This window comes from Agromyces kandeliae (assembly GCF_009674665.1).
GTDB lineage: Bacteria > Actinomycetota > Actinomycetes > Actinomycetales > Microbacteriaceae > Agromyces > Agromyces kandeliae.
In genome coordinates this window covers 243,092-259,480 of the sequence record NZ_WKJD01000021.1, presented here as the reverse complement: position 1 = coordinate 259,480, position 16,389 = coordinate 243,092, and the positions used below count along the sequence as shown (strand labels likewise).

Here is a 16,389-nt window from a genome sequence, read left to right as displayed (position 1 = left end):
CGCAGTCGACGGAGGATCACCCGCCGGCCCGGGAGAGGGTCGCGACGATCGGTCGATGATCGCTGCCCGCGTCATCGAGCGCGTCGAGCACGCGGAACGAGTCGACCGACCAGCCGGGCGTCGCGAGCACGTGGTCGATGGGGCTCCCCAGGATCTCGGGCAGGCTCGTCGGCCAGGTGCCGATGCCGCCCGCGCCGCCCGCCGTCGCGGCATCCGCGCACCGGCCGAGGTCGCCCCCGTCGACGCCCCGACCGGCGAAGTGGTCGACCGTCGCGTTGAAGTCGCCCGCCATGATGACGTCGTCGCCCGCGCACTGCTCGGCCAGCCAGTCGAGGTCGCTCCGCCAGTTGCGCAGCTCCCACCGGATCGGCGCGACCGCGTGGACGGCGACGATCCTGGGGCCGTCGCCGTTCGTCGGCTCGGCGACGACCGACGGCAGCGTGTTCGTGTTGCCGGGCGGACCCGGCCACGGGTCGTTCACGACGTCGTAGTCGCCGAGTTCGGGGGAGATCAGGATGGTCGTCGAACGTGCCTTCGCGACCTCGTCGAAGGACTGCGTGTGCACCCACATCGGCCGCCCGCCCTCGCGCATCGCGATCGCGACCTCCTCGCCGAGCGACTCGGTCGTCTCCGGCAGCACGACGACGTCGGCCTCCTGCTCGAGCGCGAGGCCGGCGATGGTGGACGCATCGGGGACCTCGCCGAGCGTGTTCCACGAGAGCACGGTGACCGAGTCGGCCCCGGCGATCACGTCGCCGCCGCTCAATCCGCGCACCGCGAGGATGCCGAGGTTGCCGAGGGCGAACAGCACGAGGATCGCGAGGACCGCTCCCATCAGACGTCGTCCGGGCCCGAGGAGCAAGGCGATCGCGAGCACGGCGGCGAGGAGTCCGGCGCCGGCTGCGGCGATGCCCCGCAGCGCGACGACGTGCGCGGCGATCCACTGGTTCTGCAACCCGAACGCCTGCGGCCACAGCAGCGCCGCAGCGAGGGCCGTGGTGCCGAGCGCGATCGCCCAGCCGAGGATGCGGGGGAGCATTCACCCCAGCGTAGGCGAGTGCGCGCGCGCCGCGCGGAGCATCCACAGGGGGTCCGCTGGGAGTCTGCGGGGAACCTGCTGACCACGCGCGCCTACGATGGGGGCATGGCCGACGCCCCGTTCGCCGTCGCAGCGGACCTGCACGCGCACACCACGGTCTCCGACGGCACGGACACGCCGACGGAGCTCGTCGCCGCCGCATCGGCGGCCGGCCTCGGTGCGCTCGCCATCACCGACCACGACTCGACCGCGGGGTGGGCGGAGGCGGCCGATGCGGCACGTCGGCACGGCATCGCCCTCATCCCCGGGATGGAGCTGTCGACGCGCGAGCAGTTCACGAGCGTCCACGTGCTCGGGTACCTCGTCGACCCGACCGACGCGGCGCTGCTCGCCGAGACCGCGCGCATCCGCGACTCGCGGCTCACCCGGGCGGAGGCGATCGTGCGACGCATCGCCGCCGACTACGACCTCACCTGGGACGACGTGCTCGCCCAGACCAGCGACGGCACCACGATCGGCCGACCGCACATCGCCGACGCGCTCGTCGCGCGCGGCCACGCATCGACGCGGTCCGACGCCTTCGCCGGCATCCTGCACTGGCGCTCCGGCTACGCGCAGCCGCACTACGCGCCCGACCCGCTCACCGGCATCCGCCTGATCCGCGCCGCGGGCGGCGTGCCCGTGCTGGCGCACCCGGGCACGCGCGGTGCGGAGGACGTGGTCCCCGACCGCCGGCTCGGCCGCCTGACCGACGCGGGCCTGTTCGGCCTCGAGATCGATCACCCCGAGAACACGGATGCCGCGAAGCCGCGCCTGCGCGAGCTCGCACGTCGCCACGGGCTGGCGATCACCGGCTCGAGCGACTACCACGGTCGCGGCAAGGTCAACCGCCTCGGCCAGTACACGACCGCGCCCGAGATCGTCGCGCGCATCCTCGCCGAGGGGCGGGGGAGCGCGCCGATCCTGCCGTGAGGTGCGCCCGAGGCGGCGCTCCGCGGACATGAGAACGGGCCGGATGCCCCGTGGCGAGGCATCCGGCCCGTTCCCGCGCGTGCTGCGGTCCGAGTCCGTCAGGCGGTGGGCGCCGTCGAGGGCGCGCCGGCCGCGCTGCCGCCGGAACGGCCCCCGCGGCGGCGGCGGCGACGACGCGGGGCCGCGTTGCCGTCGTGGTGCTCCTTGCCCTTGCCGTCGTGCGTGCCCGCACCCGGCTCCTTCTCCTGCGGGGCGTCCGACTCGGCGGCGGCGCCATCGGACGGCGCGGCGCCCTCGCCGACCGGCTTGCCCGACCGCGTGCGGCGACGCGACCGCGAGCTGCGCTCGCCGGAGGCATCCGACCGGCCGTCGCCCTCGCGTCGGCCCGCGGTGCTCGACCGCGACGGCGCCGCGGTCGGGGCGGCCGGCTTCAGGCGACCCTTGGTGCCTTCGGGGATGTCGAGGTCGGTGAAGAGGTGCGGGCTCGACGAGTACGTCTCGGTCGGCTCGGGCTGGCCGAACTCGAGCGCCCGGTTGATGAGCGCCCACTTGTGCAGGTCGTCCCAGTCGACGAACGTCACGGCGATGCCGGTCTTGCCGGCGCGACCGGTGCGTCCTGCGCGGTGCAGGTACGTCTTGTCGTCGTCGGGGATGGTGTGGTTGATCACGTGCGTGACGTCGTCGACGTCGATGCCGCGCGCCGCGACGTCCGTGGCGATCAGGACGTCCTTCCTGCCGGCCTTGAAGGCCGCCATGGCGCGCTCGCGCTGGTCCTGGTTGAGGTCGCCGTGCACGGCGGCCGCGTTGAACCCCCGGTCGTTGAGCTCCTCGACGAGCTTGGCGGCCGCGCGCTTCGTGCGCGTGAAGATGACGGTCTTGCCGCGTCCCTCGGCCTGGAGGATGCGCGAGATCACCTCGTCCTTGTCGAGCGAGTGCGCCCGGTACACGAGGTGCTTGATGTTCGCCTGCGTCAGGCCCTCGTCGGGGTCGTTCGCGCGGATGTGGATCGGGCGCGTCATGAAGCGGCGGGCGAGAGCGACGATCGGTCCCGGCATGGTCGCCGAGAAGAGCATCGTGTGACGGGTCGGCGGGGTCTGCGCGAAGAGCTTCTCGATGTCGGCGAGGAAGCCGAGGTCGAGCATCTTGTCGGCCTCGTCGAGCACCATCTCGGTGACGTCCTTCAGCGACAGCAGGCGCTGCGATGCCAGGTCGAGGAGGCGGCCCGGGGTGCCGACCACGATCTGCGCGCCCGCCTTGAGCTGCTCGATCTGGCCCTCGTACGCCTTGCCGCCGTAGATCGAGACGACCTTGGTCGGGCGGTTCGAGGTGGCCAGCTCGAGGTCTTCGGTCACCTGCACGCACAGCTCGCGCGTGGGGACCACGACGAGGACCTTGACGCCGTGCTCGGGGTCGTCGCCGAGCCGCTGGATGATGGGGAGGCCGAAGCCGAAGGTCTTGCCCGTGCCGGTCTTCGCCTGGCCGATGATGTCCTGCCCGGTGAGGGCGAGGGGGATGGTCTGCTCCTGGATGGGGAAGGCATCGATGATGCCCTTCCCGGCGAGGGCCTCGACGATGTCGGGCGCGATGCCGAGTTCGGTGAACGTGGTCAAAATGTCTGCCTGTCCGTGATGCGGAATGGGTGCGCCCTGCTCCGATCGACAGGCGCACGGCCGCGGATCCATCGCCCGCGGCGGGTCCCAGCCTATCGGAGCGGTCTGAGAGGCCCCGGATATGCTGTGCTCGTGGTCAATTGGTCGATGTCGCGCCGTCCCCGTCCGGAGACCCCGAGGATGCGACCGAGGGTCGCGCCGACCGACCTCACCCGAATCGACTTCACCGAGTTCACGCCCGAGCCCGTCCCGTTCCTCGGCCAGGCGGCGTACCTCCAGCTCGAGTTCTTCGAGAGCCTCGCGAAGGCCGTGGCCACTGCGCCCGACCTGTCGTCGAAGGAGGGCCTGAGCGCGGCCGCGGGCGTGGCGCTGCGCAAGCACCACGAGCTCATCGCGGAGCTTCGCCGGCTCGACGCGGAGCCCGCCGAGGTCATGGCGCCCTTCGCGCCGGCCGCCGATCGGTTCCGACAGGTCACCTCGGGAGCGGACTGGTACGAGCTGCTGCTCGGCATCCACATCACGTCGGGGATGCTCGACGACTACTTCATCCGACTCGCGGAGGGGCTCCCGCAGGAGCTCCGCGCCCGCGTGCGCGCGATCCTCGGCGAATCGCGATCGGCCGAGGTCATCGAGCGCGAGCTCGAGGAGGCGATCGCCGCCGACTCGACGCTCGACGACCGGCTCGCCCTCTGGGGGCGGAGCCTCGTCGGCGACACGCTGCTCATCGCGCGCTCCGCGGTGCGCGCGGCCGGGTCGGGCGAGCACGGGCCCGACGTCGAGCCGGTCTTCACCGAGCTCATCGCGGCCCACACGCGGCGGATGGACGCGCTCGGGCTGACCGCCTGACCCGCGCTCCACGAGTCCGGCGACGGCCTCGGCCGTCGCCTGGGCCCGACTCGGCTCAGCCTCGGGCGAGGCCGAATCGAGCGAGGCGAGCGAAGGTCCGCGCGTCGTCCTCCTCGCGGCGACGGCCGACGAGGTAGGCGGCGCCCGCCGCCGCTGCACCGGATGCCACGAGCGAGATCACCCAGATCCATCCGCCGTCCCACGCCATGCCGAGCCAGGTCAGCGCGACCCACACGACCGCGGCGACGGCGGCGCCGACGGCCGGGACGAGCACGACGCCGTGGAACTCGCGACGGGGGACCGCGTACCGCGCGGCGAGGCCGAGGATGGCGCCGCCGAGCGTGATGAAGAGGAGCTCCATCAGCCGACGAAGCCGATCTTGCGCGACTCCTCGGTGCCGATCTCGACGTACGCGAGGGCCGCCGCGGGCACCACGTAGACCGCACCCTTCGCGTCGGTCAGGCGCAGCACGGGCGACTGCCCGCTGAGCGCCGCCGAGACGGCCTGCTCCACCTCCGCCGCCGTCAGCGAGGTCTCGAAGCCGAGCTCGCGGGGGGAGTTCTGGATGCCGATGCGAAGGTCCACGGTGCGCCTTTCTGTCGTTGACAGAACCCTACGACACGCGGGCGTCGCGCCCGGACCCGTTCACTGTCGGCGGACACGGATACCGTGGGCCGCATGCAGCGCGAAGCGACCACCGCACCCGCCGTCGTCGACCTCGTGCCGGCCCTCGCGGCGCGCGGCCACGCGGCGGTCTTCGGGGCTCCGGGTTCGGGCAAGACCCGCCTGGCGGTCGAGCTCGTCGCGCACCGGGTCGAGCTCGGGCTCGACCCGGCCGAGGTGCTCGTGCTCTCGGCGACCCGACGCACCGCGGCGGCGATGCGCGACGCGATCGCGCTCCGGCTCGACCGCACCACGAGGGGCGCGCTGGCTCGGACCGCGAGCGCGGTCGCCTACGACCTCGTGCGCGCGCGCAGCGGGCGATCGGTGACGCTCCTCACCGGAGCCGAGCACGACCAGGTGATCGGCGAGCTGCTCGAGGCGCAGGCGGTCGACGGAGGCGGGCCCGAGTGGCCCGAGGCGCTCTCGCCCGACGTCCGGGAGCTGCGCGGGTTCCGCTCCGAGCTCCGCGACCTCATGATGCGCGCCGTCGAGCAGGGCGTCGGGCCCGACGAGCTCGCGCGACTCGGCGACGCCGCAGCGCGCCCCGAATGGACCGCGGCCGCCGCGTTCCTCGCCGAGTACGCCGAGGTGAAGGAGCAGTTGCGCCCGACCCAGTTCGACTCGGCGGAGCTCGGCGCCTACGCGGCCTCGATCGTGCGGAGCAGCGTGCACGATCCCGACGACGAGCGCGCGCTCGGGCTGCTCGCCGGCCTGAAGCTCCTCGTGGTCGACGACGCGCAGGAGGCCACCGAGGCCACGGCGGCGCTGCTCGCCGCGTTCGCCGCGCGCGGCGTCGAGGTCGTCGCCCTCGGCGATCCGGACGTGGCGAGCAACGGGTTCCGCGGCGGCCGCGCCGACCTGCTCGGCTCCCTCGGCCAGGTGCTCGGCGGTGCTCGGGTCCGGCGCCTGGAACTGCCGGTCGTGCATCGCGGCCGGCCCGCGCATCGCGAGCTGCTCGGCCAGGTCACCGCGCACATCGGAGCGGCGCTCGGCGGGCTGCACCGGTCGGCCGCGGTCGCTCGGCCGGGCGACGACGACCCGCTCGACCCGATCCTCGGCATCGAGGCGTCGTCGCCCGGCGCCGAGGGAGCGCAGATCGCCGGCCTGCTCCGCGAGCGGCACCTGCTCGATGGCATCGCCTGGTCGTCGATGGCGATCGTGGCGCGGTCCGGTTCCGAGCTGCCCGCGCTCGCCAGGGCGCTCGCGGCGGCCGAGGTCCCGGTGTCCGGCGGCGTCGCGCGTACCGCGCTCCGCGACGCTCCGGGCTCTGCCGCGCTCATCGCGGCTGCGACCATCGTGCTCGACCTGCATCCGCTCGACCCCGAGACCGCGACCACGCTGCTGACCGGGCCGCTCGGTCGGCTCGACCGCGTGGGGTTGCGCCGCCTCCGGCTCGCCCTCCGCCATGAGGAACTCGCCACGGGCGGCGCGCGCAGCGCCGACGAACTGCTCGTCGAGGCACTCGGCGCGGCGGGCGGGTTCGCGACGATCGATGCGCCGTCGGGGCGCCGTGCCTCGCGCCTCGCGCGACTGCTCGACTCGGCACGACGGGCGGCCGCGCGCGGAGCGACGGTCGAGGAACTGCTGTGGCTGCTCTGGCACGACAGCGGGCTCGAGGCCGAGTGGGCGGGCCAGGCCGCCGGATCGGGGGTCCTCGCCGACGAGGCGAACCGATCGCTCGACGCGGTCGTCGCGTTGTTCGCCGCCGCAAGGCGGTTCGTGGAGCGCGAGCCCGGCGCCCCCGCACGGCGATTCGTCGACGAGGTGCTCCAGAACGCGCTCCCCGAGGACTCGCTCGCCCCTGAGCGCGGGGCGGAGTCCGTCGTGCTGGCGACCCCGCCCGCGCTCATCGGTCGCGAGTTCGACGTGGTCGTCGTCGCCGGGCTCCAGGAGGGCGTGTGGCCGAACCTCCGCCCGCGCGGCACCCTCCTGCACGCCGGCGCGCTCCCGCGAGCGGTCGCGACCGCGCGTGCCGGGGATCCGCTCCGCGACGAGGAGACCCCGGCATCCGCCCGCGCCGCGGTGCGCGCCGACGAACTGCGGCTGTTCGCGCTCGCGGCGTCCCGGGCGGCGCGCCAGGTCGTCCTGTCGTGCACGTCGAACGACGACGAGCAGCCCTCGGTCCTGATGGGCCTCGCGCCCGTCCGCCTCCCCGCCCGCCGCAGGCGCCCGCTGCACCTGCGCGGCATGGTCGGCGCGCTCCGGCGCGACGCGGGTGCGGGCGACCGGGAGGCCGCCTCGGCGATCGCGATGCTCGCCGAGCAGGGCGTGCCGGGCGCGCATCCCGACGAGTGGTACGGCCTGGCCGAACCGACCACGACGGCACCGCTCGTCGACCTCGACGGCGACCCCGAGGCCTTCGTCCCCGTCTCCCCGTCGCAGATCGACCGCGTCGAGGAGAGCCCGCTCGGCTGGTTCGTCGACCACGTCGCCCAGCCGCCGTCCGGACTCGCCGCGTCGATCGGCACCATCGTGCACGCGGTCGTCGAGGAGGCGGCGCAACAGGCGGGCGACATCGACGTCGAGACGCTCTGGGCGTCGGTCGAGCGCCGCTGGCGCGACCTCCGGTTCGAGGCCGGATGGGTCGCCGAGCGCGAGCGGCGCGGCGCGCGCAGGATGACCGAGGGCGCCGCCGACTACCTCCGCAACGCGGAGGACGACGGGGTCGTGGTGCTCGGCGCCGAGGGGCGATTCACGCTCGTCAGCGGGCGCGTGCGCATCACCGGCACGATCGACCGCGTCGAGGCGTCGCCCGACGGCACGACCGTGATCGTCGACCTGAAGACCGGGCGGACCCCGCCCACCGCCGCGAAGACGGCCGAACACCCGCAGCTCGCCGCCTACCAGCTCGCCGCTCGCGCGGGCGCGTTGCCCAACGAGGGGCGCCTCGGCGGGGCGAAGCTCGTGTACGTCGCGCGACCCGTCGGCGGGCGGCTCTACACCGAGCGCGCCCAGCAGCCGTTCGACGACGCCGCCGAGGCCGCGTTCCGAGAGCGACTCGACGAGGTCGCCCGCCTCATGGCGGGAGCCCGGTTCGACTCGCCGGCCGAGTTCGCCCACGGCTCGCGGTTCGGCGACTGGCAGTACCGGGTCCACCTCGTCCCGGCGGTGTGCGCGTGAGCGCGGTCCGGATCGGCGCCGACGAGATCGCCGCCCGCCTCGGCCTGCACGCCCCGACGCCCGAGCAGCGCGCCGTCATCGAGGCCGACCCGCGCGGCCGGAGCATCGTGGTCGCGGGGGCCGGCAGCGGCAAGACCGAGACCATGGCCAACCGCGTGGTCTGGCTGCTCGCCAACGGCGCCGTCGACGTGCCCGAGGTCCTCGGCCTGACCTTCACCAGGAAGGCGGCGGGCGAGCTCGCCGAGCGCGTGCGCGAGCGCGTGGCGCAACTCGTCGCGGAGGGGATCGCCGACGTGCGGCTCGATCCGCTCGAGTCGGCGGCGGTGTTCACGTACAACGCGTTCGCGGGAGCCATCTACCGCGAGCACGCGCTGCGGATCGGGCGCGAGCCCGACGCGTCGATCCTCGGCGAGGCGGCCGCGTGGCAGCTCGCGCGCGGCATCGTCTCGGCGTCGGCCGACCCGCGACTGGTCGAGCTCGACGCGTCGCTCGACCGCGTGACGGGTGCCGTGCTCTCCCTCAGCCGTGCGCTCGCCGAGAACGTCACCGACAGCCGCGACGTGCGCGCGTTCGCGCGCGAGTTCCTCGCGATGCACGACCTGCCCATCGAGGCGCCCCGCAAGCGGACCCCGTTCGACAGCTTCACCTCGGCGCTCGGGGTCGTCGAGGCGCTGGGGCCGCTGCTCGAACTCGCCGACGCCTACGCGGCCGAGAAGCAGCGGCGGGGCGTCGTCGAGTTCTCCGACCAGGTCGCGCTCGCGCTGCAGATCTGCACGGCGCATCCCGAGGTCGTCATCGAGCATCGAGAGCGGTACGCGACGGTGCTCCTCGACGAGTACCAGGACACGAGCGTCGTGCAGACGCGCCTGCTCTCGACGCTGTTCCGCGACCACGCCGTGATGGCCGTGGGCGATCCCGACCAGTCGATCTACGGATGGCGCGGGGCGAGTGCCGCGAACCTGGCGCGCTTCGGCCGCGACTTCTCCGAGTCGGGCGAGGCGGTCGCCTACGACCTGTCGACGAGCTGGCGCAATCCGGTGATCGTGCTCGACGCGGCCAACGTCATCATCGCCCCGCTCGACGGCGGGATCCCGAAGGCGTCGCTCCGGCCGTCGCCGTCCGCCGGCACGGGGCGGCTGGACGTCTCGTGGTCGGAGACCATCGACGAGGAGGCCGCGGCAGTCGCCGACTGGCTCGCGGACCGGATGCGCCCGGCCGGGCGCACGGGCGCACTGCTCTGCCGCACCTTCGCCCACGTCGACCTCTTCGCGTCGGCGCTCCGCGAGCGCGGGGTCCCCGTGCACGTGCTCGGGGTCGCCGGTCTGCTCGACCAGCCGGTGATCGCCGACCTCGTGTGCGCACTGCGCGTGGTGCACGATCCGACCGCCGGTTCGGAGCTCCTGCGCCTCCTCGGCGGCGCGCGGTGGCGCGTCGGCCCCGCCGACCTCGCCGCGCTCGGGGCGCTCGGGAAGTGGCTGGCCGACCGGGACCTCTCGACGCGGCGCCTCGCCGACGAGGTGCGCCGGGGCATCCGCGGGTCGATCGCCCCCGACGAGTCGCCGTCGATCGTCGACGCGCTCGACTTCGTGCTCACCGCGCCCGACGACCATCGTGCGCTCGCTCGGTTCAGCGAGGAGGGCCTCGCGCGCATGCGCCGCGCGGGCGCCCAACTGCAGGCGCTCCGACGCCGCGCCGGACTCGGGCTCGTCGACTTCGTGACCCTGGTGCAGCAGGAGCTCCTGCTCGACATCGAGGTGGCCGCGAACCCGGCCCAGCCGCTCGGCGCGGCGAGCCTCGAGTCGTTCGACGACCTCGTGACGAGCTTCGTCGACTCCGCCGAGCACCCGACGCTGGGCGCGTTCCTCGGGTGGCTGACCGAGGCCGAGCAGCGCGACCGCCTGAGCCCCCGCCAGGACGAGCCGGAGCCGGGGGCCGTGCAGGTGCTCTCGATCCACGGGTCGAAGGGACTCGAGTGGGACGTCGTCGCCATTCCGCGCATGGTCGACGACGAACTCCCGTCGAAGCCGCGCAGCAACCGGGGCTGGCTCTCGTTCGGCACGTTGCCCGACGAGTTCCGCGGCGACGCCGACGAGATCCCGCAGCTGGCGTGGCGGGGCGTGCAGAGCCAAGCCGAGTTCGACGAGGCCGTGAAGGCCTACGCCGAGGAGAACCGGGAACGGCACGCCGAGGAGGAGCGCCGGCTCGCCTACGTCGGCCTCACGCGGGCACGAACGGAGCTGCTGCTCTCCGGGTCGTGGTGGGCGACGCAGCGCGCCCCGCGGTCGCCGAGTCCGTTCCTGCGCGAGCTCGTCATGGCCGACGTCGTGGATGCCGCGGCGCTGCCGTCGACCCCGACCGAGCCGGAGAACCCGCGATCATCCGAGGCGGCCCGCGTGAGCTGGCCGCTCGATCCGCTGGGCGCCCGCCGACCGGCCGTCGTGCGCGCCGCCGACGCCGTGCGCGAGGCGGCGGCCCTGCCGACGGGCGCCGGGATCGGTCCGGCGCTCGCCGACGAGCTGAGGATGCTGCTGGAGGAACGTCGCCGTCGGAGCGAGGCGCGAGGCGGGGCCGGAGTCCCCACGCGCGTGCCCGCGTCGCGCTTCAAGGACTACGTCGACGACCCCGACGCCGTCGCGGCCGAACTCGCGAGGCCGATGCCGCAGCGTCCGTATCGGGCCACGCGGATCGGCACGCTGTTCCACGCCTGGGTCGAGGAGCGTTCCGGCGGGACGACCGCACGTCCCTCGGCCCCGGCACCCGGGCCAGGTGGCGCGGCTGCGGGGGCAGTGACGACCGACCTCGACGCGCTCGACTTCGCGTTCGACGACGCGACGGCATCCGACGAGGTCCTGGTCGATCCGGTCGACGCCCGCCTCGAGCGGCTTCGCGCGACCTTCGCCGCCTCCGAGTGGGGAGACCGCAGGCCGGTCGCCGTCGAACTCGAACTGCACCTGCCACTCGACGAGCAGGTGTTCGTCTGCAAGCTCGACGCGGTGTACGACGTCGAGCCCGAGTCCGAGCTCGGTCGCACGGGCGTCCGTGCGCAGGTGGTCGACTGGAAGACGGGCGCCGCGCCGCGCGACGCGCGCGAGCTCGAGCTCCGGCAGACCCAGCTCGCGCTGTACCGGCTCGCGTACGCGCGCTGGTCGGGGCTGCGCCCGGAGGAGATCGACGCCGTCTTCTACTACGTGGAGGACGACCTGGTGCTGCGTCCCGACGAGCTGTACGACGAGGCCGCGCTGCGGAGGGCCTGGTCAGGGGTGGCCGCGCGATCCGGAGTCGAACCCGGCGGTTCGCGATCGGCGCCCGGCGAGACGTCCGCGGTCCCGGAAGAGGTGCGGACGGCGATCTCCCGGCGTTGATCCAGCTGCCGGCATCCGGATCGAGGCGTGCGTCCGCACCGCCCGCTGGAGCAGGTCGTCGCGCCGGTCGCTACGCGGAGCGGTCGCGAGTCGTGGTCCCGCCCGCCGGGTCCGACGCGGACTCCGTGGTCTCGGGCGCCGCATCGCCCCAGTCGCTGAGGTCGAGCGGGATGGGCGCCGTCAGGCCGAGGTCGCGCTCGGCGTCCTCGGCATCGTCGCCCTCCGTCAGGTGCCGACGCAGCTCGGACACGTCGTAGCTGTCGGTGAGCATCGTGGCGCCCGACTCGCGCGGGAGCCCCTCCCGGGGCGTCTCGTCGAGCATCCGCTCGACGTCCGCGACGGCGAGCACCGGCCCGGTGTCGGTCGTCAGCGACTCGGACGAGTGGTCGTGCACGCTCGCCACCAGCCCGTCGAGGAGCCCGACCGCATCCTCGATCACCTCGTCGTCGTGCGTGTCGACGCCGTGCAGGAGCCACCGCGCCAGTTCGAGTTCGCCGTAGAGGAGCGCCCGGCGAGCGAGCTCCGCATCTGCGCCGCCCGCGCGCGCCTCGAGGTACGCACCCAGGGTCCGCTCGGCCGATGCGCCGGTCGAGGTGAGCACCCAGTGCAGGTCGTGCGCCGGGTCATCGTGGCCGAGCCCGGACCAGCCGATCACGCCGGTGACCCGGTCGCCCTCGACGAGGAACGAGTCGGCGCCGAGCTGGCCGTTGACGACGGTCGGCGCGAACCGCCACAGGGTGTCGTCGTCGGTCGCCTCCTCCCACCGGCGGACCAGCGCCGCCGGCAGTCGGCCCGTGTCGGATGCGCGGTCGATGATCGCGACGGCGGCCTCGCGTGCCTCGTTCGCCGACCGCCGGGGAAGTCCCGCATCGCCGACGAAGCCCGACGGCAGTGCGTGGATGGCGGCGATCGCACGCCCCACGTCGGCGGCGAGTTCGGGGGACCCCGTCAGCTCGTCGGCGGTGCGCCCGGCGCCGGGGATGAACTCGGTCACGACCGCACGGGTCGGGCCGATCGGCGCCTGCCCGACGAACTGCGGCACCGCGAACGGCAGACGCGAGCGGATGCCCGGCGTGAGCGCGCGCAGCGCGACGAGGTCGGACGACTGCTCGGACTCGGCCGTCTGCGACCGCGGCGCGCGGATCAGCAGGTGCCGTCCGTCGGTGGCGTGGAGCTCGACGGCATCGAACGCGCCACCCGCTCCGCGGGAGTGCGCCCGGGCCGCCCGCACCTCGAGTCCGGCCACCGCGGCCGTGGCCAACGCGGCTAGAGTGAGTGGGGGTCTGGCCATGGCACACAGCCTAAGCAGGTCATCCGTCCTGCCCGGCGACCGCCACGCCTTCCCGACGACTCCGGCTCCGACGAGAGGTGCACCCGTGCTCCACCCCGACGCGCCGAATCCTGCCGACGTCGCGCGAGCCGGGTCCGCGCCGCCGCTCGCGCGCGAGCACCTCGATCGCGACGCGGTGTCGCGTCCCGACGAGCAACGCGCCGCCGCATTCGATGCCGACGCGAACGCCCGGGTGCTCGCGGTGCACGCGGGCCGCGTGCTCGTCGTCGAAGCGGAGGCGGCCGACGGGGCGCCGCGACTCGAGCTGCGGCATCCGTCTACCCTGCCGGAGCCCGACGTGCGCTGCTACCTCGGGCGCACGCTCGATGCGGGGGCGGATGCCACAGGCGACGCCCTGCCCGCGGGCAGCCCGATCGAGGCCTGGACCTACGGTGCCGACGCCTCGGCCGCGATCGCCGAGGAGAGCCGCTGGGCCGGGCTCCGCCGGATCGCGACCTCGCTCGACGACCGCGACGCCGGGCTCGCGATCGAGGCGGTGGCGCTCGCGAACTGGCATGCGACCCACGCGTTCTGCGCGAGTTGCGGCAGCCCCACCGAGGTCGTCAGCTCGGGGTGGGCGCGCCGGTGCCTGGCCGAGGACCGGCTGCGGTTCCCGCGCACCGATCCGGCGGTGATCGTGGTCGTCACCGACGACGAGGATCGCGTGCTCCTCGGCTCGAACGCGATGTGGGAGCAGGACCGGTTCTCGGTGCTCGCGGGCTTCGTCGAGCCGGGGGAGTCGCTCGAGGCGGCCGTCGTGCGCGAGCTCGTCGAGGAGACGGGCCTCGCCGTCGACCGGGTCGAGTACCTGGGCTCCCAGCCGTGGCCGTTCCCGGCGAGCCTCATGTGCGCGTTCCGCGCGCGAGTGGCGCACGGCGCCTCGACCGTGCCGGTGCCCGATGGCGAGGAGATCCTCGAGCTGCGCTGGTTCGACCGCGACGGGCTCCGCGCCGCGTTGGGCCGCGTCGCGCTGCCGGGCGAGACCTCGATCGCCCGCTGGATGCTCGAGGAGTGGTACGGCGGGCCGCTCGCCTCGTCGATGCCGTGGTCCACGTCGTGACGGGTGACCCCCTCCTCACCGCACTGGACGACGAGCAGCGCGTCGCCGCCGAGGCGCTCATCGGTCCGGTCTGCGTGCTCGCGGGCGCCGGCACGGGCAAGACCCGGGCGATCACGCACCGGATCGCGTACGGCGTCGCCTCCGGGTCGTACGATCCCTCGCGCGTCATGGCGCTGACCTTCACCTCGCGCGCTGCCGCCGAACTGCGCACGAGGCTCCGCGCACTCGGGGCGGGGGCCGTCGCCGCGCGCACGTTCCACGCCGCCGCGCTCGCCCAGCTCAACCACTTCTGGCCGATCGTCGTCGGCGGCCCTGCGCCGCGAGTGCTGGAGTTCAAGGGCCGCCTGCTCGGGCTCGCGGCCGAACGGTGCTCGGTGAAGGTCGACACCGCGACGCTGCGCGACGTCGCCGCCGAGATCGAGTGGCGCAAGGTCGGCCTCGTCGGCATGGACGACTACCGCATCCGGCTCGCAGCCCGGGGCGCGCCCGGCACGCTCACGGCGGAGCAGGTGATCGCGCTCATCGAGGCGTACGAGCAGCTCAAGGACGAGCGCCGCGCGATGGACTTCGAGGACGTGCTGCTCGCCACCGCGGGCATGATCGAGTCGGAGCCGGCGGTGGCGATGCAGGTGCGCGAGGCGTACCGCCACTTCGTCGTCGACGAGTACCAGGACGTCTCGCCCGCGCAGCAGCACCTGCTCGAGCTGTGGCTCGGCGGGCGCCGCGACGTGTGCGTGGTCGGCGACGCGAGCCAGACCATCTACTCCTTCGCGGGCGCGAGCGCCGAGTTCCTCCTCGGCTTCGAGCGCCACTACCCGGATGCCACGATCGTGCGGCTCGAGCGCAATTACCGATCGACGCCCGAGATCGTCGAGGCCGCCAACCGGCTGATGCGCGGGCGGCCGGGCGCGTTGCGGCTCGCGGCGGCCGCGCCGGACGGCGGCGACCCGGCGGCAGCCGACCCGCACCCGGGGGAGTCGGCGCCCCCGGCGGCGGAGGTCGAGGTCGAGGTCGCCCCGCCGGTCGAGCCGGCACCCGACCGCGCCGGCCGCTCCGGCCGCACCGGATCGGATCGCGTCGCCCACGGCCCGGTGCCCGACGTGCTCGAGTTCCCGGACGAGCTCGCCGAGGCGCGTGGGGTCGCCACCCGGGTGCGGCAGCGCATCGACGCCGGCGTCGCACCCGAGTCGATCGCGGTGCTGCTGCGCGTGAACTCGCAGTCAGCCATGTTCGAGCAGGCGCTCGGCGAGGTCGGCGTGTCGGTGCGGGTGCGCGGGGCGCAGCGCTTCTTCGATCGCCCGGAGGTGCGCGAGGCGGTGCGCGCGATCCGGGCCGCGGCCCTCGCGATCGCCGACGAGCCCCTGTTCAAGTCGGTGAGCGACGTGCTCCGCTCGCTCGGCTGGACCGTCGAGCCGCCGGCCGGCCCCGGCGCCGTGCGCGACCGTTGGGAGTCGCTCAACGCCATCGCCCGGCTCGTCGACGACCAGCCCGCGGGAACGACCTTCCGTATGTTCGCCGACGACCTCCGCACGCGCGCCGAGACCCACCACGAACCGGCGGTGGCCGCGGTCACCATCGCGACCCTGCACTCGGCGAAGGGCCTCGAGTGGGACGAAGTCCACCTGCCCGGCCTCGTGGAGGGCATGCTCCCGATCGCGTACGCGACCGGGTTGGATGCGATCGACGAGGAGCGCCGGTTGCTCTACGTCGGCATCACGCGGGCACGGCGACGGCTGTCGATGAGCTTCTCGCGCTGGTCGGCCGGACGCCGATCGGAACGGGAGCCGTCGCGCTTCCTCCGGGAGCTCGACACCCGCACTCCGGGTGCATCCCGACCGGCGTCGGCCGCGGGGGCTCCGGCGCGGGCGCGTCGCTGACGACGACCGTCGCCGCGTCCAGTGCCGAGCGCCCCGCTCGCAGCAGGTCGTCGACGACGGATGCCGCGAGCGCCAGCGCCTCGTGCCGCGCCCGACCGCGGTGCGGAGGCGCCGGCGCGACCGCGAGCTGGGCCGAGATGGCCGGCCACGCGGCATCCGCGTCGCGTCGCGACAGGTGCACGCAGCGCACGCACGGCCCGGAGCCCGGACGGACGAACGGGCCGACCTCGGCGCCCCGCTCGTCGAACACGACGGCGAGGTGCGGGACGTCGGCTGCGAGCCAGGGCAGGTGCGTCGACGGCGGGACGACGCGTGCGGCGAGCAGCACCGCGGCATCCGTCGTCGCCGGATCGGCATGGGCCGCGGTCACCGGTCGATGCCCGAGCCGCAGGAGGGCGGTGCCGAGGTCGTCGACGAGCTCGGCGGGGCCGGCGAGGGCGACGACGCCGGGGGCCGCGCACGGCGACTCGTCGATGCAGGCGGGTCCGAGGCGGTCGAGCAGCGCGTCGA

Annotated in this window: 11 protein-coding genes; 6 read left to right on the top strand and 5 right to left on the bottom strand. The window is 74.4% G+C overall.

The annotated features are described in order from the left end of the window. Positions 1-16: 16 nt before the first annotated feature. A complete protein-coding gene (locus GJR97_RS16930; protein ID WP_154347926.1) occupies positions 17-1,039 on the bottom strand; it encodes an endonuclease/exonuclease/phosphatase family protein in 1,023 nt (340 codons plus the stop codon). A 105-nt stretch (positions 1,040-1,144) separates the two neighbouring features. Between GJR97_RS16930 and GJR97_RS16925 the strand changes: the two genes are divergently transcribed. Next, positions 1,145-2,011: a PHP domain-containing protein gene (locus GJR97_RS16925; RefSeq protein WP_154347925.1), complete on the top strand. Its 867-nt coding sequence runs from the start codon at positions 1,145-1,147 to the stop codon at positions 2,009-2,011. 98 nt (positions 2,012-2,109) lie between these two features. Here GJR97_RS16925 and GJR97_RS16920 read toward each other — a convergent pair whose 3' ends face one another. After that, positions 2,110-3,621, bottom strand: coding sequence for a DEAD/DEAH box helicase (locus tag GJR97_RS16920; protein WP_195760753.1), 1,512 nt, complete (start codon positions 3,619-3,621; stop codon positions 2,110-2,112). Positions 3,622-3,801: 180 nt separating this feature from the next. Between GJR97_RS16920 and GJR97_RS16915 the strand changes: the two genes are divergently transcribed. After that, positions 3,802-4,467, top strand: a complete 666-nt coding sequence (locus GJR97_RS16915) for a ferritin-like fold-containing protein (protein ID WP_154347923.1) — start codon at positions 3,802-3,804, stop codon at positions 4,465-4,467. A gap of 55 nt (positions 4,468-4,522) precedes the next feature. Here GJR97_RS16915 and GJR97_RS16910 read toward each other — a convergent pair whose 3' ends face one another. Both GJR97_RS16910 and GJR97_RS16905 read right to left on the bottom strand, forming a co-directional pair. Beyond that, positions 4,523-4,828, bottom strand: a complete 306-nt coding sequence (locus tag GJR97_RS16910) for a hypothetical protein (protein ID WP_154347922.1) — start codon at positions 4,826-4,828, stop codon at positions 4,523-4,525. Then, positions 4,828-5,052: a DUF3107 domain-containing protein gene (locus tag GJR97_RS16905; protein WP_129235487.1), complete on the bottom strand. Its 225-nt coding sequence runs from the start codon at positions 5,050-5,052 to the stop codon at positions 4,828-4,830. The genes GJR97_RS16910 and GJR97_RS16905 overlap by 1 nt, the downstream gene beginning before the upstream one ends. A gap of 93 nt (positions 5,053-5,145) precedes the next feature. Between GJR97_RS16905 and GJR97_RS16900 the strand changes: the two genes are divergently transcribed. After that, complete coding sequence (locus GJR97_RS16900; protein ID WP_154347920.1) at positions 5,146-8,250, top strand: UrvD/REP family ATP-dependent DNA helicase; 3,105 nt, start codon at positions 5,146-5,148, stop codon at positions 8,248-8,250. After that, positions 8,247-11,612 carry an ATP-dependent DNA helicase gene (locus tag GJR97_RS16895; RefSeq protein WP_324613634.1) on the top strand — a complete coding sequence of 1,122 codons (3,366 nt, stop codon included), beginning with the start codon at positions 8,247-8,249 and terminating at the stop codon, positions 11,610-11,612. Before GJR97_RS16900 ends, GJR97_RS16895 begins: the two co-directional genes overlap by 4 nt. Positions 11,613-11,682: 70 nt before the next feature. Here the strand turns inward: GJR97_RS16895 and GJR97_RS16890 are convergent, their stop codons facing one another. Beyond that, entirely contained in the window at positions 11,683-12,903 is a 1,221-nt protein-coding gene (locus tag GJR97_RS16890; RefSeq protein ID WP_154347919.1) for a phosphotransferase, read from the bottom strand. 85 nt (positions 12,904-12,988) lie between these two features. Between GJR97_RS16890 and nudC the strand changes: the two genes are divergently transcribed. Beyond that, the gene (gene nudC, locus GJR97_RS16885) at positions 12,989-14,002 is read left to right on the top strand and encodes an NAD(+) diphosphatase (RefSeq protein ID WP_324613633.1); all 1,014 of its coding nucleotides are present in this window, start codon (positions 12,989-12,991) and stop codon (positions 14,000-14,002) included. Then, positions 13,954-15,879, top strand: coding sequence for an ATP-dependent helicase (locus GJR97_RS16880; RefSeq protein WP_407643610.1), 1,926 nt, complete (start codon positions 13,954-13,956; stop codon positions 15,877-15,879). Before nudC ends, GJR97_RS16880 begins: the two co-directional genes overlap by 49 nt. Positions 15,880-16,389 lie beyond the last annotated feature (510 nt).